Source organism: Proteus sp. STS61-E, from assembly GCF_040932335.1.
Classification (GTDB): domain Bacteria; phylum Pseudomonadota; class Gammaproteobacteria; order Enterobacterales; family Enterobacteriaceae; genus Proteus; species Proteus mirabilis_B.
Map to the genome: position 1 here is coordinate 218,569 of NZ_JBFQGE010000001.1, position 20,489 is coordinate 239,057.

Annotated in this window: 18 protein-coding genes; all 18 read left to right on the forward strand. The window is 35.9% G+C overall.

Annotated features, from left to right (window positions below):
• Window positions 1-135 precede the first annotated feature (135 nt).
• Window positions 136-888, forward strand: a complete 753-nt coding sequence (locus AB4J89_RS01060; RefSeq protein ID WP_368467795.1) for an Ig domain-containing protein — start codon at window positions 136-138, stop codon at window positions 886-888.
• 49 nt (window positions 889-937) lie between these two features.
• A complete protein-coding gene (locus AB4J89_RS01065) occupies window positions 938-1,639 on the forward strand; it encodes a DUF6246 family protein (RefSeq protein WP_088495152.1) in 702 nt (233 codons plus the stop codon).
• Window positions 1,640-1,681: 42 nt separating this feature from the next.
• Complete coding sequence (locus tag AB4J89_RS01070; RefSeq protein ID WP_368467797.1) at window positions 1,682-5,011, forward strand: tape measure protein; 3,330 nt, start codon at window positions 1,682-1,684, stop codon at window positions 5,009-5,011.
• 38 nt (window positions 5,012-5,049) lie between these two features.
• The gene (locus tag AB4J89_RS01075) at window positions 5,050-5,376 is read left to right on the forward strand and encodes a phage tail protein (RefSeq protein WP_088495153.1); all 327 of its coding nucleotides are present in this window, start codon (window positions 5,050-5,052) and stop codon (window positions 5,374-5,376) included.
• Window positions 5,373-6,077: a phage minor tail protein L gene (locus AB4J89_RS01080; protein WP_088495154.1), complete on the forward strand. Its 705-nt coding sequence runs from the start codon at window positions 5,373-5,375 to the stop codon at window positions 6,075-6,077. Before AB4J89_RS01075 ends, AB4J89_RS01080 begins: the two co-directional genes overlap by 4 nt.
• Window positions 6,078-6,079: 2 nt before the next feature.
• Window positions 6,080-6,805, forward strand: coding sequence for a C40 family peptidase (locus AB4J89_RS01085; protein WP_368467800.1), 726 nt, complete (start codon window positions 6,080-6,082; stop codon window positions 6,803-6,805).
• A complete protein-coding gene (locus tag AB4J89_RS01090) occupies window positions 6,742-7,308 on the forward strand; it encodes a tail assembly protein (protein WP_088495155.1) in 567 nt (188 codons plus the stop codon). Before AB4J89_RS01085 ends, AB4J89_RS01090 begins: the two co-directional genes overlap by 64 nt.
• Window positions 7,309-11,292, forward strand: a complete 3,984-nt coding sequence (locus AB4J89_RS01095; RefSeq protein WP_088495156.1) for a phage tail protein — start codon at window positions 7,309-7,311, stop codon at window positions 11,290-11,292.
• A 36-nt stretch (window positions 11,293-11,328) separates the two neighbouring features.
• Entirely contained in the window at window positions 11,329-12,960 is a 1,632-nt protein-coding gene (locus AB4J89_RS01100; protein ID WP_368467802.1) for a hypothetical protein, read from the forward strand.
• A 398-nt stretch (window positions 12,961-13,358) separates the two neighbouring features.
• Entirely contained in the window at window positions 13,359-13,667 is a 309-nt protein-coding gene (locus AB4J89_RS01105; RefSeq protein ID WP_088495157.1) for a phage holin, lambda family, read from the forward strand.
• Window positions 13,660-14,064 (forward strand): structural protein, encoded by a 405-nt coding sequence (locus tag AB4J89_RS01110; protein ID WP_368467804.1) that lies wholly within the window; start codon window positions 13,660-13,662, stop codon window positions 14,062-14,064. Before AB4J89_RS01105 ends, AB4J89_RS01110 begins: the two co-directional genes overlap by 8 nt.
• Entirely contained in the window at window positions 14,061-14,510 is a 450-nt protein-coding gene (locus tag AB4J89_RS01115; protein ID WP_088495159.1) for a lysis protein, read from the forward strand. The genes AB4J89_RS01110 and AB4J89_RS01115 overlap by 4 nt, the downstream gene beginning before the upstream one ends.
• A 97-nt stretch (window positions 14,511-14,607) precedes the next feature.
• Complete coding sequence (locus AB4J89_RS01120) at window positions 14,608-15,120, forward strand: hypothetical protein (RefSeq protein WP_088495160.1); 513 nt, start codon at window positions 14,608-14,610, stop codon at window positions 15,118-15,120.
• 8 nt (window positions 15,121-15,128) lie between these two features.
• Window positions 15,129-16,616 (forward strand): DUF3383 domain-containing protein, encoded by a 1,488-nt coding sequence (locus tag AB4J89_RS01125; protein WP_368467807.1) that lies wholly within the window; start codon window positions 15,129-15,131, stop codon window positions 16,614-16,616.
• Window positions 16,617-16,626: 10 nt separating this feature from the next.
• Window positions 16,627-17,079, forward strand: a complete 453-nt coding sequence (locus AB4J89_RS01130) for a hypothetical protein (protein ID WP_075674211.1) — start codon at window positions 16,627-16,629, stop codon at window positions 17,077-17,079.
• Window positions 17,080-17,142: 63 nt separating this feature from the next.
• On the forward strand, window positions 17,143-17,601 hold the full coding sequence (locus AB4J89_RS01135) for a hypothetical protein (protein ID WP_088495163.1): 459 nt from the start codon (window positions 17,143-17,145) through the stop codon (window positions 17,599-17,601).
• Between the two features lie 82 nt (window positions 17,602-17,683).
• Entirely contained in the window at window positions 17,684-19,987 is a 2,304-nt protein-coding gene (locus AB4J89_RS01140) for a hypothetical protein (protein ID WP_368467809.1), read from the forward strand.
• A gap of 2 nt (window positions 19,988-19,989) precedes the next feature.
• Entirely contained in the window at window positions 19,990-20,478 is a 489-nt protein-coding gene (locus AB4J89_RS01145) for a phage baseplate protein (protein ID WP_102949487.1), read from the forward strand.
• Window positions 20,479-20,489 lie beyond the last annotated feature (11 nt).

Below are 20,489 nucleotides of genomic sequence, written 5' to 3' on the forward strand. Positions count from 1 at the left end.
GTGTTTTTGTATGAAAATCATTTCAGTTAATTGTTGATAAATTAGAGCTACAACTGAAGATATTAAAATTAAACGTAAATTAAATATAAGCCACTTAAGTGGCTTTTTTTATTTCAAAAATAGAGGTTTTAAAATATGACGAATAATACTGATAACAAAGGGTTAGTAATGGGTAATGCTGGCATTTTACGTATTGCTAAAGGACACCCGAATCGTGTGCCAGAACAAAGTCAATTCTTACGACTAGGCGCTTTAACAAGTAAGTCATTTGATTTTGGTATGGAAACAGTAACATCGAATGCTGATGATACAAAAGGTTTAACTGAATCAATTGTTACAGGTGCAGACTTTACTATTAGTTTCGATGGTGAACTGAAAAAGAAAGGCGTGACAGGTTCTACATCGGCCTTTGATGTTGCAAAGGAAATTCTAGATGAAGTAAAAACAAATAATCAACCTGCATATTGGGTACAGCTTGATATGAAAGGTGATGGTTCTGATGTAGTTCAAGGTTATATGGCATTTACATCATGGTCGATGGAGTTTCCAACGAAAGAGATTTCTACCTATTCTGGTGAGCTTAAAGTTTATGATGCTGATACTGTTGAATGGTTGCAAGAAGAAATTGTTGTACAAAATATTGTTCTAGAACCAACAACTTTATCTGTTAAAGCACACGAAGAAAAAACATTTATTGTGAAATTTGTACCAGCAAATGCTACTAACGGTAATTATGCTGTTGTTAGTGATAAAACAAATATTGCAACTGTTTCTCAAAGTGATGACATCGTTACTGTTCGTGGTATTGCTGCTGGTAATGCAGTAATTACGGTAACATCCGAAGATAGTGCTAAGAGTGCAAGTTGTTCGGTGTCTGTAACTGAATAATATTACAAAGGGTACTTTCGAGTACCCTTGATAATATTTAGGAGGTTTTATGACACCCATGCTAGAAATTGGTGAGATGGTTATCTCTACTGATAAAAAAGATTATTTTTTTCGTCCATCTTTCGCCAATATGACTCGTATTGGCGACCCTAAACAGATTGTTGATATTTTTGCATTATTAAATGGTATCGAAATTCAAAATTTGCTTCGTCAAGCCACGATGAATTACCCAAAAATACCCGACTGGTTATTTAAAATGATTAATAAACCAGCTTATGGCCGAAATATTCTTCAACTTGCTATGTTGGTTATGCAATCTTGTTGCAACGATGAATGTGATGAGATAATCGGTGAATGGAAACCTGGAAAACGCGGTCTTGTTTACAAACAAGGTAAAATGCCTATTTCAGATATCATATTGATCGCACGAGAGTTATTTACACATGGCGTAATCGGAAAAGCAAAAATCCGTCAGTTACAACGCAATGAAAGTCAAAATTATTTTTCTGATTCTTTTCTTTCTATTGAATACATTAGTGCCGCTAGAGCCCATTTTGGTATGACTCGTTATGATGCAGAGCAATTAACTATGACTGAATTTCAGTTGATGCTAAAAGCGAAATATCCAGATGAGAAAGGTTTCACTAAAGAAGAATATAACGCCATCATGGAAGAAGATGATAAGCGTAATGATGAGTTGACTAGTGGTAAGCGACGACTAGTTAGCAGAAAAAGAAAATTATCTAACTAATATCCGCCATTGAGCGGTTTTTTTATTTTTGGAGATCCTCAAATGGCAAATCAAAATAGTGTTGCTTATAAAATACAATTAGATGTTCGAGAGATGCTTACTTCGCAACGTCAAGTTGAACAGCATTTAAAAAGTTTAAATAGTCATTTTGATAAAACAACGAAAGTTGTTAATAATACTGAAAAATCAATGTTTTCATTATCAAAAGTCGCAAGTTCTCTTAGTAATAAATTATCTTTATCAATGGTAGCCAGTTATTCAGACGCTTGGGTTGATCTAAATAATAAACTTGCTCAGTCAGTGAGAGTTAATGAGTCATTAATTGAGGTTACAGACAGAGTCTATAACGCAGCTCAAGGATCGCGTTCTAGCTTAAGCTCAACGGCAGCACTTTATTCAAAACTAGAAGAAGGGGCTCGAAGTTATAATCTATCAGCTGAAGAGTTAGCTCAACTTACAACTATTATTAGCCAAGGTTTTTTACTTTCAGGTAATTCCGCACAAGGTGCTGAAAGTGCAATTGCACAGTTTTCTCAAAGCTTAGCATCTGGTGTTTTAAGTAGCGATAGTTTCAATGTGATGACAGAGCAAGGAAACCAATTACTTGTTGCTCTTTCTAAATCATTGGGTGTATCAGCAAGTGAATTACGAAACATGGCTAATGAAGGTCAATTAACCAGTGATGTACTCGCTAAAGGCTTACTGCTACAAGGTGATAATATTGGTAAAGCATTTGAGGAATCAACTCAAACTGTCACCCAATCAATGCAAATCGCGGGTAATAGCTTAACTAAATTTTTAGGAGAAAATACAACAGTACAAGCAGGCATACGTTTATTTGGTGATTCGGTTGTTTTGGTTAGCGATCATATTGAAACCATGAGTAATATATTAAATATTGCCGCGGTCGTTTTTGGTTCTCGTTATGTGGGGGCTATAGCACTTGCAACAAAAACGAAAGTACAAAATATGATCTCAGCTCGAGAAGCTACATTAGCGACTCTTCAAGAAGCAAAAGCAGCAGAATACACTGCAAACATGACTGTTCGGAAAACAAAAGCTGATTTAGATGCAGCGAGAGCGGCTGTTGTAAAGGCAGAATCTGAATTGGCTGCAGCTAGAGGAACTAATGCTGAGGCAACAGCACAAGCTAATTTAACAGCAACAAAAACATTGGCTACAAATGCGGCTATTGCTCATACGGAAGCCACAAAAATTCAATCAACAGCAATCAACAACTCAGCAATAGCTGCAAAGGCAGCTTCTCTATCAATAGGCGCACTTAAGAATGTGATGGCATTTTTAGGAGGTCCCACTGGCGTTGCAATGTTAGCCGCTTCAGCTATATACTATTTTTTCCAAAAATCTGAACAAGCTAAACAAGAAGTCACTGATTTTGTGAGTAGTCTTGATAATTTAAAAGGAAAATTAAAAGAATTATCTTATCAAGAAATTGCACGAGATATTGAGGTAGCAAAAGATAAACAAGCTCTATTAAATGAAGAAATTCAAGAACAAATGAAAGAGCTTAGTAGATTAAAAACAATGTATAAAAATCAACCCAAAGAATTGAGTTTTGATCGTGATTTTTTAAATGAAACTCAAGCCAAAACTATGAAGGAAATAATTAAATTAGAGGGTGATTTATCAACTAAGAAAAAAGAATCTGAATCTATTATTCAATACTTATCTGAAGCACAAGCTACTTATAATCAAAAAGCCCAAGAAGCAATACAGCTTAGTGTTGATAGCGCGAAGAATTTAAATATCGAAAATTCTGTTTTTGGAAAGTTAACTAATATAATTCAATCAGCAACAGCAGCAAAAAGTAAATTTAATGCACAACAATTAAAAGTAGAAAGAACAAAAGAAGGGCTAGATTTAGAAAAACAAATTAATAGAGAAATTCAATTAGCTAAAGCAGCTACTGAAGATAAAAAAACGGAGCTTCAAATTGGATTTGATTTAGAAGATAGAAATATTACTGATGGTGAAGCAACTAAATTAAAGGCTCTTTATGAGGAAAGAAATGCAGAACAAGAAAATGAAAAGCAACGTAAAATAGCAAGTGAAGCAGCACAGCAAGCCGCAAAAACAGCATCTGATGCGCTCAATAATCAATTAGCACAACTTGAGAGATTAAATAAAGGGTATAAAGAAAGCTCTTTAGAAATGGCACAATATGATGCCATTCAAGCTTTAGGCAGTGGTGCAACAGCTTCACAAATTAAAAAAGCTAAAGAAACGGTTACTAAGATATTTGCACTTGAGCAGAAAAATGCAGATGAACAATTAGCACTTGATTTAGATTTATATACTAAAGCCAAAGCACTTCGGGATAAGGAATTAGCTGATATTGAGAGAGTGAGCCAAGATGATGTCTCGCTCACTAAAATCGCAGCAAGAAAAAAAGCTGAAATTGAAGCTGAATACATAGAAAAAATCGCAAAAATAAGAGTAGATAACGCAGTAACTCCACAAAATAATCTTCAAGGGCAAATTGATCCTGTTCAACAACTTGAAAATGAACATGCTCGTAAGCTCGCGTTGATAGAAGCTTTTGAAACAGAAAAAGGTCAAATTAATCAACGTGGTTTAGAGTTGATGAATGCAGCTAATACACAGTATGAACAAGCAAGAATTAGCGCTCAATGGGAAATTTGGAAAAATCAAAGTGAAGGGCATCAATTTCTTGCTGATGGAATAAATGCACTAGGGCAACAATCAACCGGGATTATTAAAGGCCTATTAGACGGTACGATGACTTTGAATGATGCCTTTCAAAATGTCGCATTAACTATTGTTGACCAGGCGATTAGTGCGCTTGTTCAAATGGGAATGCAACAAGTTAAAAATATGATCATTAGTGATGCTACTCAAACAGCTTCAAATGCAAAAGCTGTAGCTGGTGCAGCAGCCACAGGAAGTTCCATTGCATCATCAATGGCGCCCGCAGCAGCTGCTACAAGTGTTGCAACGATGGGATCTGCGGCAACTTGGGGAATGGTCGCGTTAGCTGCGGCTATTCCTATGATGATAGCGATTGCTGGTGGACGTAAAAATGGTGGTCCTGTAAACGCTAATAGCATGTACCGAGTAGGTGAAGGTGGTTTACCAGAAATTTTTAGAGCCAGTAATGGTAACCAATATATGATACCTGGCGATAATGGACGTGTTCTTAGCAATAGACAATCTGGTACTGGTGGTGGTTTTGGCATTGGGAATATGCAATTTAACTTTAATGTACATGCTCCTAATGGCATTACTCAACAAGAAGCCACGCAAATAACACAGATGGTAAAAGGCACTGTTTATGATGTGCTCAAAACTGAACTGAGAGGCGGAGCACTACAAGGAAATCCTCGTTATTAATAGCCACCAAAAGGTGGCTTTTTTATTGGAGTAGAAAAATGGAATTTATATGGCGACCCGAGTTCGGTTATCAAGTGAGTCATGAACCCAAAGTTAAAGTTGCAAAATTTGGTAATGGCTATGAGCAAAGAGTTAAAGATGGGATCAATAATCAATTAAAAACGTATCAACTCTCTTTTATAAAGACTGCCGAAATCGGCAAGAAAATAGATCTATTTTTACAAGAAAGAGGGGCTGTAAGATCTTTTCTATGGTTAACCAGTGATGACAATACAAAACGCCGATTTGTTTGTCGAAGTTGGCAAACCACTCCTAATAATACTGTTTGGAATATTAGTTGTACATTTGAAGAGGTGGTTGCATGAGAGATATTCCAGCAAATATGAGAATCGATGTTACTAACATAGAACAAAAAGCCATGCTTGAATTATATGAAATTGATTTAAGCCAGTTTGGTGGAGATATATATCGTTTTCATGACGGTATGAATGGTGTCTTGCAACCAGTAATATGGCAAGGAATGCGCTATGAGCCGTATCCTGTACAGGTTACGGGATTTAATATGACGGCCCAAGGTGCTTCTGATAGACCCAAAATGACGTTTGCAAATCTAGATGGTTTATTAAATAGCATAAATAAAAGTTATGATGATGCGTTAGGCGCTGTGGTGACAAGAAGACAAGTTCTTGAGCAATATCTTGATGCAGTCAACTATCCTAATGGAAATCCTCAAGCTGATCCTAGTCGAGAAGTTGTTCAAAAATATTTAATAGAACAGCGTGAAAATGCAGATTCTGATTTTGTGACTTATATTCTTGCTTTACCGACAGAAACAGATAATGCGTTGATACCAGCTAGAGTTATTCAAGCCGATATCTGCCCTTGGCGCTATAGAGGTTATGATTGCGGATATGATGGTCCCGCTATTGCCAATGAGAAAGATCAAGCCACTTCTGATCTCACGAAAGATCGTTGCTCTAAAAAATTCAGTGGTTGTTTATTACGTTATCCCCGCCCTTTACCTATGCCATTTGGTGGTTTTTTAGGAGCCAATAAGCTGGGTTAATCATGATTAATATCGAAAAAGAAATTATCGCTCACGCGAAAGCGGAAGGAGTGAGGGAATCATGTGGCGTAGTTTCAGGAGATCGCTATTTTCCTTGTCGTAATATCCATCCAATGCCGGCTCACTATTTTGAAATTAATCCTGATGATTGGATCACGGCTGAATGTTATGCCGACATTATTGCCATCGTGCATAGTCATCCCAGTTATCAACCTTTCCTTAGTTCGGGTGATAGAAAATTTCAGTTAAAAACAGGTTTACCTTGGTGGTTAGCCTGTAATAACAAACTTTATAAATTTAATCCTATCCCACCACTTTTAGGTCGCACATTCAGTCATGGTTTCCAAGATTGCTATTCAATTATCCGAGATAGCTATCACTTGGCAAATATATCGTTAGCTGATTTTAAACGTGATGATGAATGGTGGTATTCAAATCAAAACTTGTATTTAGACAATATACAAAACCAAGGTTTTTATCAGGTTGATGATATTCAAGAAGGAGATGTGATCCTAATTTGTTTAGGTACATCAAAGCCTTGTCATGCTGCACTTTATATTGGTAACCAAGAAATATTACATCATCGACCAGACAGATTGAGCAAGAGAGATACATATAGTGGTTATTGGCTTAAATACACTCACAGTATATGGAGACATGAACAATGGTCAAATTACAGTTTGCAGGCTATTTACGCCGATTTGGACGTAAATTTGAACTTGAAGTAAATACGGCAGGTGAGGCATTACGTTGCCTTTATTATCAAATTGAAGGCTTAAAAAAAGAAATCAACTTAGGGCAGTTTAGAGTTCGAATTGCAGGTAACGATATGACTGAGCAAAGTATTGTTGGCGGCCTTAACACACCTTTGAAATCTGGCGATTGTATTACTATTGTTCCTGTAATTGGTGGTGCTAAATCAGGAAGTTGGTTAGGAATAATTGCAGGAGGTGCATTAATAGGTGCATCAATTCTTGTCCCTGGGGCTTTTTTAGGCACATTAACATCGACTGCTCTTTTCGCTGCTGGTATAGGTGTTGCAGCTTCAGGTTTAGCTGGATTACTGACCAAAACACCTCCGGCACCAAGTTATGGAAGTAGCTCATCAGAAAGTAATAAATATTTTAATTCATTGTCGAATCGAATGGGACAGGGTCATCCGGTTCCTATTTGCTATGGAGAAATGGTTATTGGTTCTAACGTAATTTCTCAAGGTATGGAGGTTGTGTAAATGGGAAAAGGTGGCGGTTCGGGAAGTACACCAAGATTGGTGGACGACAACTTAAAAAATAAACAAATACTCAATATCATAGATCTTGTTTCAGAGGGGCCGATTGAAGGTCCTGTTGGTGGGATGCAAGGTTTTCTACTTAATGAAACGCCAGTGGTAGATAATAAAGGTAATACTAATATACATGGCGTTGATATTCAGTGGAAATCAGGAACTCAATCACAAGAGCCACTGGAAGGTTTTTCTTTTGTGGAAAAAGAAGTGTCGGTCAATGTCGGTGTAAAACAAGAAACACCTATATTGCGAGTTATTTCTGATAAAGAAACGGATCGAGTTAGATTAACGTTAGGTGTTTCATCTTTAACCAAACAAGATTCAAAAGGCAACCAAGAAAATACATCTGTGGATATGCTAATTGAAGTCAATGATGGTTCAGGTTGGGTTAATGAAAAACGAGTTACTATTGGACCAGGTAAAATCAGTGGCCAATATCTTGAGTCTCATATCATTAATGCACCGACAAAAAAACCGTTTCAAATTAGAGTTTCTCGTATAACAGAAGATAGTAAAAGTGATCTATTAAGAAATGACACTTTGTGGGCGAGTTATACAGAGATAACGGATGCTAAGTTTTCATACCCAAATTCTGCAATTGTTGGTATGAAAATAGACAGTTCTCAATATGGTGAGATGCCAAATAGAACTTATCATATTAAAGGTATGATTATTCAAGTTCCTGATAATTATGATCCTAATACACGTAATTATAATGGAATATGGACAGGTAAATTTAAACCCGCTTGGACTGATAACCCCGCTTGGATTTTTTATGATTTAGTCACTAATGAGCGCTATGGAATTGGCTCTCTAATCGGTCAATTTGGTGTCGATAAATTTGCATTATATGCAATTGCTCGTTATTGCGATGAGCTTGTACCGGATGGTTTTGGTGGTAAAGAGCCTCGCTTTACCTTTAATGCATACATTACATCTCAACGTAAAGCTAAAGAAGTACTTGATGACTTATCTTCAGTCTTTAGAGGGATGCCATTATGGGATGGACAGCAACTTACTTGTTTACAAGATAGAACCTCTGATCCTGTTTGGACTTATACAAACTCGAACGTCATTGATGGTAAATTTAATTATTCATCAACAGCGAAGAGTGCTAGACATAACGCAATTGAAATTTCTTGGGTTAATCCTGAGAACGGTTGGGAAGAAGAGCGAGAATTTATTCAACATGATGGGTTAGTTGAAAGGTTTGGCAGTTTAAATGTTAAGAAAGTCACCGCTTTCGGTTGTACAAGCCGTGGGCAAGCTCATCGTGTGGGTAAATGGATTTTAGAAACCGAACGATTAGAAACTGAAACTGTTAATTTTACTACGGCGAGGGAAGGGATTAGTTGTACTCCCGGGGATATAATTGAAGTTGCTGATGATACATTTGCTGGTGAAAAAGTGGGGGGACGAGTTCTTTCATTTGATGGTTTTACAATAAAAATTGATGCCCCTATTTTATGGAATAAAGAAGATAAAGGACTCTTTTCTTATCTTTCTATTAGTGGAAAATCGGCAAAAATTGAAATTGAAAATATTCAAAAAGATATTGTTACCTTAAAAGAGAAACCTATTGGAATACAAAATTTCGGTGTTTTCTCTATTTCAAAAAATACTTTAACAACTCAGCTATTTCGGGTTATTAATATTTCTGAGGAGACAGAAGGTAATTATCACTATACCTGTATTGAACATGAGCCTCAAAAAGAAAAAGTCGTTGATGAGGGTGCTGATTTTACGGGTAACCCATCTACTATCAATACGATCCGTTTACCAAAAGTAGAAAGACTTTCTATTTCTTATATTGAGGATAGTACTCAAGTTCAAGCAAGAGCAACGTGGATCACTGCGACCGTAAACCGTAATATTACATTTGATATTAATTTATATCGTAATAATAAATTTGTAAGTACAAAGAACACCGCAGATTTAGAATATTATTTTAATGGGCTTACTGCTGGTGAGTATAGCGTTGGAGTTCGAGCAAAAGATGCCAATGGCATGTTAGGTGATGAAACCAAAGTTATTATGGTAATAGGAGCACCTGCTGCACCTTCGCTTATACGTACTGAGCCAGGTTTTTTTGAAATAAAAGTGATCCCACATATTAACTCCCCTCACACTTTAAATACAGAATTTGAGTTTTGGTTTGCAGGTGAAAAACGCATTAATAATATTAATGATATTGAAACACTAGCTGAATTTTTAGGTAGAGCCAAATTTTGGACTAAAGGACAACTCAAAGCAGGGCGAGACTATTGGTTTTATGTTCGTAGTATTAACGAGTATGGAAAATCGCACTTTGTTGAAGCTAAAGGACAGGCTGAAGATAATACACAGGCAATAGTTGAAGAATTGAGTGACCAATTTATGACGGCTGAAGCAGGGAAAGAGCTTAGTAAATCGGTCGAATGGAATGCAGAAACTGCATTGATATTAAGTAATGCAAATTCTTCATTGTCTAAAGATTTATTAACACGTGATGGAGAAAATAAAGCCGGAATAAAAGAGCTATGGAATGCAAGAGCCACAGATAGTCAAGCATGGGCTCAATCAGTAACTGAAATATATTCTTCCATAGGTAAAAATACTTCCGTTATTAAAGAAGTTAAAACCTCTATTACTGAGCTAGATAAAGTTTTTGCTAAGCAATCGAGTGAATTACGAACTGAATTAAAAACAGAAAGTACCTCAACAAATAGCCGTATTGATAGTACTAATAGTAATCTTAATGCTACAAATACTAAATTAAATACGACTAATACCAATCTTAATACGACAAATAATAATCTTAATATTGCGAATAAAAATATCGGCGAAGTAACTAAAAATATAGGTATAGCAAATCAAAATATTAGCAATACTAATAAAAATTTAGGTGAAGCCAATAAAAAATTAACAGATTTAGCTGGTAAAGTTAATGAAAGCAATAAAGATATTGGTCGTATTCGTGCAGATGTCGTGATTAATAAAGAGGCTATTAGTAAAACTAATCAAGCGATGGCAAAATCAGAAGAGCAAGTCCAAGCCCAATTTAAAAATCAATCTGGCCTTATTAACCAAAAAATGCAGGCTCAGTTTGATCAAAAAAGTAATGGGTTTGCCACTCATTCAATTAATATAACAATCGTTAAAGATGGAGTTAAGTATAATGCCGCAGGTCAAGTCATTAGTGCTGAATTTAAGAATGGTAAACTAGAGTCTTATATTGGCTATAATGCAAATAATTTTGCCTTCTATAATCCAAGTAATGGAAAAATGGAAGCCTTTATGTATGCAAAAAATGGTCAAGTATTTATTAAAGATACATATATAGAAAATGGCTCAATTAGTAATGCTAAAATTGGAAATATTATCCAATCAAGTAATTATAAAAAAGGTGTATCTGGGTGGATAGTTAATAAAGATGGATATGCTGAATTTCAGAATATTTCTATTAAAGGAAATATTAATGCTACATCAGGAACCTTACAGAATGTTGTTATCGGAAATAATTGCGAAGTTAAGGGCCGCCTATATGCTGAAAATATTATAGGTGATATTTATAATGTTATTAGACCAGGGAAAAGAGATCCTAATGTTCTAAAATTTACTGATAAAATTATTTATAAATTAGACCTTCCATATGATGTCGTTTTTTATACACAGATAGCTCCAGGACCCTGTGAAACGTATTCTGATTCATTATCTATATATAAAACGACAGTTAATGGTAAAGAGCTTGATTATTTTGAATACTATGATGATTCTTATAGGGAAGAAAGAACACATATTAGTCGAAATGATTCAGTAATTGTTCCCGCAGGAACGAAACAGGCTGAAATTGTTATAGAAGGTGATGGTATTGGCATTAATGATTATATTATTAATGTAGCCATGGCAAATACAAAACGTTATTCATTTGATAGAAACAAAAAATATTGAGGTTTTATGATATATACAACAGGCGCTGTCTCTATTGTGTCAGGGTCTGCTATTGTTAAAGGCACTGGCACTAAATTTAAAAATAATAACCCTGTAATTAATTCAGGTATGATTATCTTGGTTAAGATAGGAAATACTAATGTTCCCTATCTGATTAAATCTGTTAATTCCGATACTGAATTAGTATTAGCACAACCTGCATTAGCAACAGCAACTAACACAATATTCTCAATTCATATTACTGAATCAGGCAATAATAGTGATGCAGCAAGAACAATGGTCGCTATTAATAGTTATATTGTTTATTTTCTTCAAGCAATGGATAAATGGATGTCTGAATCAGGACAGACAAAAATTGAAATGCCAAACGGTGAGGTTGTTACTCTCGATAGCATTAAAAAGATGCAGAGCGATATTAGTAAAAAAGCGGACGATGAAAAAACTATTCATATTGGTGATTTTGGATTGGGTCGCTCAAATATCACGGGAGATAAGCATACCCCTAATGCAAATGATATAAAATTCACAGGTGTAGCTACACCACCGGGTAGTAATGGAACCAACTATTGGAATAATTATTATCCATTATTCAGTATGGTTCGTGGCGGCGGGAATATAGGCAATAATGTCCAGTTGCAGATTACTCCAGAGGGTGTTGCATACAGGCGAACATCAACTAACGAGTGGGTCGATTGGATAAAGTTATTGAGTGCTGGTGATTATGGTATTGGATTAAATGCAATAACAGGAACCGCTCAGGCCGAAAATACCAATGCAAATAACTTAGACACTAATGGATTTTGGGCGTCAGGGGGTGGTAGTAGTGCTAATTTCTACAATCCTTTTGGGCCATTAATATCATCCGCTCGGGGAGGTGGTACTGATGGAACTGGTCAGGTATTTCAAATTCAAGCATCCTCTAAAAATCTAGCGTATAGAATGCGAAATGTTAATAATTGGACTTTTTGGTCTGAGTTAATGAATGTGCGCAGTGATGGTGTTAAATCATCAAAAAATGATTTTCAAAATAATGGATTCTATACATCCACAAATATTGACAGCGACATACCGAGCACTGTTTACATGGGTATTATCTCAGCTCATGCAACACAACCAGAATCATATCAAATGGGGTTATTTGGTCGGAATAAAAAACTATTATACACATACAAAGAGAATAATAATTGGGTGGGGACTTATGAGGTTCTTCATCTTGGTAATGCTAAACCAGACTCTAACGGCTTCTACAAAAAAGCCTCTCCAATTATCGACATCAGCTCTGACGGTTCATTCACAACTAACGATGAATCAGAAGGCGTTACGGTTACTCGAGTATCAGAAGGTAAATATCTTATTGAAGGTGTATTGGGCTTTAATGCTGATGCAGGTTGGGGGGGAGTTGATGGCGGTATTGAAATTCCACTGGATGTCAATAAACAACCTTTAATTTGGATCGATTCTAAGATTAATGCGGATGGCTCTATCTATATAAAAACATATCATCGAACACATTTAAATGGCCCTCATTTTGCTAAAAATAATATTAATGGATATAACGATGGTGACCCTATTGATATTCCTAAAGGTCGATTTATATCTGTTAGAGTGCAAATGCCTGAAGAGTCTAAATATAATATTAGAATAAATGAAATGAGTGATAATATATAATAAGTTCTTTTATTTGAAATGTTATAGATTAATATTGTGATTTTATTATTTATGATAAATGGATGAAACTAGTTGTTGACCTTTAGGAAAAAAAAGCATACTATATCCCCACAGTGAGAGATTTGTATCTAAAGACCTCACAGCAGAATATAAAGAGCCTCACTTCGGTGGGGTTTTTTTGTATCTCAATTTTCTTAACTAAGATAATTAACGATATCTGTTAAATTTTATTTTTAATTGAAGGCCACAATGTGGTCTTTTTTTATATCCGCCATTTATCTAATTAGATAAATAAAACACAAACATACTCATGTTAAAACAGTACTTAAATTTAAGTGCTGTAGATGAGCATATTATTTATTACAGTTCCTCCTATTGGAGGTAAGCCATGAGAAACAATGAAAGAAAATCCAGATCTATGGGAACAGATATTTATCGTTCTTTCTTCAATGAAAGAGCAAGGAATATCAGCCTCTCTAGCTGGAGGAATGGCTATTCTTCGAGGTTTATATAACGGCGGAGGATGGAAAAAAACCTCTATAGATGGGCTGATGTGTGCAATGTTTGCTTGGTTTATTAAAGATATTCTAATTCTATTTAATATTAATCATGAGTTTGCTTACTTAGCCAGCGTGTTTATCGGCTATGTCGGAGTAGATTCCGTGAGTAAACTCCTTAAAGGAAGAGCAGGAGTTAAAAATGGCTAAAATAGCACGAGGTGAGCGTAATAATAACCCTGGTAATATTCGGCATGGTTCGAAATGGCAGGGATTATCCGTTGAGCAAACAGATAAAGACTTTTGCCAATTTATTTCATCTGAATATGGAATACGAGCTATCTACAAATTATTACAAACTTACCAGAAAAAATATGGTTTAAATACTATTAAAATGATTATTAACCGTTATGCTCCACCTAACGAAAATAATACAATAGGCTATATTAGTCGAGCATCAAAAGAGATTGGTATTGATGCCGATAACCCAATTAATACACAATTAAAAAATGTCATTATTCCCTTGGCAGTCGCGATTGTTAATATTGAACTTGGCTATCAACCTTATTCAGAAAAAGTGTTTGAAGATGCTTGGTTGTTACTATGAATTATTTATCAAAAATAATGGTAATAGCGATTTTATGCTTAGGGATAGGATTGCTTTGGTTAATTGATAAAAACAAATCGTTGCAACAGGAATACGATAATATTAATCAATCTCTTATTCAGCAGATTGCAGAGAATAAAGATTATCGATCAAGAATAAATCGGCTTAATCAACTTGATAATCGTCATTTACAGGAACTTGTTCATGCAAAAAAAGAAATTGATCAGTTGCGTGATATTAGTGAGCGTGCTCCTGAGCGGGTGTATATCAAAGCAGAGTGTCCTAAAGCCTCAGCCACTTCCACCACCAGCTTGGTTGATGCAAACACCGCCAGACCTACTGACACCGCTATCCGAAATTATTGGATACTCAGAGAACGAATTGCGCAATCAGAACAGATAATTTTAGGGTTACAAGATTATATTCGCCAAGAGTGTATTAATTAAAAATCCCTTTAATTAATTTATAATCAATAAAATTATTTATAAAACAAAATTAATTAAATGTTTTTAAAGAAAAGGAGAGTTATATTAAGGAGGTGAAATGAAAGATAATGATATTAATATTGCCATTCGTGAACAACTATTAAAACAATTTAAATCAGCAAATATTAATGTTGAGGTTGTTGCTGGTTTTCAGCCAGAGAAAAGACAAGATAGTAATATTATTATGTTTTTTCCTATAAAGGAGGTTGGCCAAGGTTGGCAAAAAAGGAATTACAATGTTCAAGGTAATAATGCAAACCATAAAGAACAACAACTGATTGAATTAACGTTTCAGGTTCAAGGTTTTATAAAACAACATCCAAATTTAACAGCAGGTGATTTAGTTAGAATGACTCGAATGATTATTAATTCGTTGTCTTTTGTTGAATCAATGAGAAAAGTGGGAATAGGGATACAACGGGCGAGTGAAATTAGACGAGCGCCGATAATGAATGCTGGAAATAGCTATGAGCATAATCCTTCATTTGATTTTAATATCACTTTTTCCAGTACGTTATCTTTAGACACTGCTGCAACAAATTTACTTATTTCTAATCTATTTCGTATTTAAGGATAAATATGTCTATTAAACAAACTCGCTATATTGATATTGCGAGCGCGGTTGTTGGTGCGTCAGCTGCACCTATGCGCAAACTTACAGCCCGTATTTTCTCAACAGACCCTAAAATTCCAGCAGGTAAAGTACTTGAGTTTGCCAGTGGGCAAGTGGATGAGTTGCTTGGTGCAGGATCACCAGAAGCGAAATTTGCTCGCCAATATTTTAGTTATGTTAGCCCTGCGCCTATTAGTAAACCTAAAGAGCTACAAATTGCTTCTTTTGAACCTGTAGGTCGGGCACCGACATTGTTTGGTACGCCAGCAGCAACTCTTGATAAATTAAAGCTGATTGAAGAGGGAGCATTTACTTTAACTATCGGTGATATCTCTAAAAATATTACTGATATTTCTCTAAAAGATGCAGAGTCTTACGCTGATGTTGCCTCTCTGATCCAAGCTAAATTAAATGCTGAAAGTGAACCTCAATTTGCAAATTGTTATGTCACTTTTAATGCACTTGATGGTGCTTTCTTGATGAGTGGCGGTGTACAAGAAAAAGCGAAGATCACTATGGAACATTCACCTTTAGCCGATGCTATGGGGTTAAGTGATGGTGAAGCATCTGAAGGGAATGTGGCACAAACGGCTCTTCAAGCATTTATTGCTGCCGAAGCCATTTCTGATTCATTTGGTAGTGTGACATTCTTGACCGAGCTTACGGTCGAGCAAAGCGTTGAACTAGCAGAGTACATTGCAGGCGAAAATGTAAAATATCAGCTCTATTTGTCAGTTCCAGATAAACAAGCCGAAATTTACAGTAAAGCATTAATCGGTACCGCATCAACGGGCTTAAATTTAAAAATAGATGATGGCTTTTTTGTTCAAGCTCTACCTATGGCAATTATGGCGGCAACAGATTTTGATCGCACAAACGCGACCACTAACTATATGTATCGCCAATTTGGTATCACTTTCCCATCTCAAGTTAAAACAGATATTGCGGCTGATCGATTAGATAAATTACGCATTAACTATTATGGCGAAACGGCTGTTACTGGCACTGATATTAGTTTCTATCAACGTGGATTTTTATGTGGAAATGCTTCTAATCCATTAGATATGAGTGTTCATAGTAATGAGCAATGGCTAAAAGCCTATATCGCACAGCAATGGTTAAGCTTATTACTTTCCACCCGCGGTATTCCAGCTAATAAAGATGGTGAAGCAAGAGCTATGATGGTTATTGCCGGCGCTGTTACGAAAGCATTAAACAATGGCACTATTCTTACCAGCAAAAAGCTGACTGAAGTACAAAAAATCGCAATTACGGATGCAGCTGGTGATGATTTAGCGTGGCACGATGTACAAAACAAAGGTTATTGGTACAACGCTGAAATCGTTGAAGAAACAGGTCCTTCAAATTTACCAGAATACACTATGAAATATGTATTAATTTACGGTAAAGGCGATTGGGTTCGTAAAGTTGAAGGCTCACACAATTTAGTTTAAGGAACAAACAATGAACGATATTTCAGCAACAGGTTTGAGTTTAATTATTCAGGCAAGCAACACATTTCCTGCAGGTATTCCTATTACCACATTTTCGGATGAGGGTGATCCATTAGATTTACCAGCTGTCGATATTACAGCAACCGCAGTAGATATTAATGGTAATTTAGTGAGTTGGTCGGCACCTACACCTCAAACTGTGACAATCAACGTATTAGCAGGAAGCGAAGAAGATGAAAACTTGGCTATTTTACTTGATGCAAATACAGCAAGACGAGGACGTCGTCATGCAAGCGATATTATTACACTAGTGGCTTCTTATGGTGATGGTTCTATTACCACTGCTCGTAATGGCCGAATTACTAATGGTAGCCGTGGTAATTCAATATCAAACAATGCTCGTCTTAAATCTAAGCAATACACCTTCATTTTCCAAGACTTTGATCGTGTCAGAGCTCGTTAATTTTTAGCGTTATTCTTATTCATCTAATGGCGACTTCGGTCGCCTTTTTTATGGAATTTAATTATGTTAATTAAACCCAAAGAGATCACTGTTATTGATAGTGATCGTGAAGAGCACACTTTTATTATTAGCCGATTGCCTGCAACGATTGGACGAGAAATTCTTGCTAAATACCCTTTATCAAATGCACCCAAAATTGGTGATTATGAAGTTAGCAAAGAAGCCATGTTAAAAATGATGGCTTATGTAGTAGTCGAAAAAGAAGGGCAAGAAATTTATCTAAAAACCAGCACATTAATTGATAATCATGTACCCGATGGGGAAGCTTTGATCCGTCTTGAACTCGAAATGCTGAAGTATAACACCAGTTTTTTCGGCAAAGACGGGAGCCAAAATTTCCTACAATACCTTCTAGGCAAGTTCAGCGGTTCTCTCCCGTCGATTATAAAAACGCTGATGGCTTCTTTGCAGTCATCATCTCCGCGGGTTTCGCCTCCTTCACAGAACTCAAAACAACTATAGATCTAGAAGAAGCCTTTGATCTGTGGGAGATCGCGATTACTAATCGTTATAACGAGGCGCTTGCGGCGTCAAAGGAGAGATAATGTCTCTATTACAGGTATTTTCTCAGGTACTGATGTTGGAGGCTGAAGTATCTGATAGCGCATTAGCAAATATCAGAAAATCGGCAGATGAAATCCTTGTTGAGATGAAAAATATTGAGCAGGGTGTTTCAGGCGGTATCACTAGTTTTTATAATTTTGTTCAAGAAATTCATCTCAATCTTGGTGAGTTACCCGAAGATCATGACATAAGTATTTCATTTAATAGTGATGAAATTACAAGTGCTTCTGTAATCGTTGAAAATTCAATTCAAAGTATTGTTAAAAGCGCACTAATGGGGACGCAAGAGTTTGATAAATTCTTGCAAGAAATCTTAGTGGGTATGTTGGGCTTATCACTTGATGAACCAATAAATATTGATCTTAATATTAGTGAAACTCAAGATAAAATTAATTCAGTAACACAAAGTATTGACTTGCTAAAAAATTCTATGTCGGTATTAGATTACCAAAGAGGATTGGTTAATAACAATGGCGCGGCTGAAGCCCATATTTTAGCAAGTCTCAATGCTGAATATGATGCAATGGAGGATCAACTATTCTCACTGAATAATGAATTGGGATCTTTAACTGAAGCCGAGAAGAAAAATAAAGAAAGTAAAATTGCTATCGATGCGCTCATTAAGCAATTAGGTGCCGATTACGATACTTTTATTGGCACAATGCAAACTCAAGGTATTGATGCCGCAGTTAAAGAAGCGAAGGCTCAACGTCGATTAGGCGACAGCGTTGATGAAACAGGTAAAAGCTATCAAAAAACTGTAGAGAAAATGAAGGATTATATTCTTAATGCCATAGGTGTTAAGGATATTACGGGGGCTTTGCAAAAGGTTTTCTCTGCTTCATTAGATCGCGCCAAAGAAATAGAGTCATTAGATAAACTGAGTAAAAAAATAGGTATCGCGGCTATCGATATCGATGCTTTTTCTGGTGCTATGGCTGAAATGGGGGGTACAAAAGAAGCTGCTCAAGCCGATTTAACTGCAATGGCAAATGCATTTACTGATACAGAAGATCCTATTGAACAACTATTAAAAACCGCAGACAAAGTCAAAGAAATGAGCTTTGAAGGAGCCCAAAAAGAGCTGGAGAAATTGGGTGTTGTGGACGAAAAAACCATTGAATTAATGATGAAAGGTCGGGAAGAATTAGAACGCACAATGGGGGTGCAAAAACAGTTCTCCGGCATTAATGATGAAAGTATCGAAAGTTCTATTCAACTTAATGCAGTAATGAATAAATTTGATCAATTGGCTGCGCAATTAAAAAATAACTTTTTGGAGATAATCATTCCTGTTCTTGCAAAAGGAATAACGTGGTTTGATAAATTAGTTAATTTCTGTATTGAGAATAAAGATTTTGTTATCGGTTTTTTCTCAGCTATTGGTAGCGCTGTTGCTATTTATTATCTGCCCGCGATGGTGTCTGCGGCAGTTGCTACACTTGCAACTGCGCTTCCTATATTAGCTATTGCAGCTGTTATTGGTCTCTTAGCGACGGCATTTAAACTCGTCTATGACGATATTATGAATTTTATTAATGGTAATGATTCAATGATAGGCAGTATTTTGGATCAATACCCCGCGCTTAAAGATGCAATAATGGTGGTATGGGAAGCATGGCAAGTTTTTGTTCAATCTTTAAAGATTGCTTCAAAGGTTCTTGCTGAACAATTTATTGCTGCTTGGAATTATATATCTGACGCATTTAATCAATTCGTTATAGCGCTTAATGCGGGCATTAATAATATTATCGAGTGGGGGCAATCAATAATTAGTGTCTTTATTTTTGTCTCTGATGCAGTGGTTAGTGTATTTAGTTGGATGTGGGAATATATAGAGAAAATATTAGGTTGGGTTAATGAAGGTATTGACTCTATAAAAGGAATTTGGCAATCAGCAAAAAGCTTTTTGGGAATGGACGATGCTGAAAAAGAGGTCACTGTTGTTCAAAAAGTAGAGCGACAATTATCTGATGAAGGTAGTCTCAATTACACCATACCACAGCCAAAACCAGCAACACGGTATTACAATCCAGCACTAGATGTAAATGCATTAAATAACGGATTAACACTGTCTTCGGCAAATAGTTTAAACCCAATAACCAGCCAAATGATCAGTAACCAATCAAGCATCAAACATGAAAATAATGTTCAAGTTGGTGAAATCAGAATTGAAACACAAGCCACCGATGGCCCAGCTGTTGCGAAAGCTTTAGGTGAAGTATTGTATGATAAAAATGCTAAAGAAATTTCACAGCAACACTCTAGCGGATTAAAGAGTTAATTATGATAACTGAAGTTAGGATCTTTGATTTAGAGTCATTCGCAACGCTATTTGATAGCGTTAATCCGATGAAGGTTTCAATTACGGATAGTCATCAAGTTATTAAATTTGCGGTCGAGAATGGCGAAAATCGTGGCGATCACGTCATTATTAATCCTATCAGTATAGGGGTCGAGTTACTATTAACGGGTGATATTGCGGATCGTTATTCTATTATAAAGCAGCTTTATGATGAACACACATTAGTGGGAATTCAAACCAGAGTTAAAACCTATCAACCCATGTTGTTAGAAAGTTTGACTCACGATGAAGATCCCCAAAAAGTGAATGCCATCGAATTAAAACTTAAATTTACAGAATGGAAAACAATAGAACCCGAATATAATAAAAAATCCTCTAAATCAACCAAAAAACCAAAGCAAACCTCAACAGTTAATCGTGGAAATGTCAAAAGTAAAAAATCAACACAAGCAGGAAAAAAAGAAAAATAGGAGATAGATAA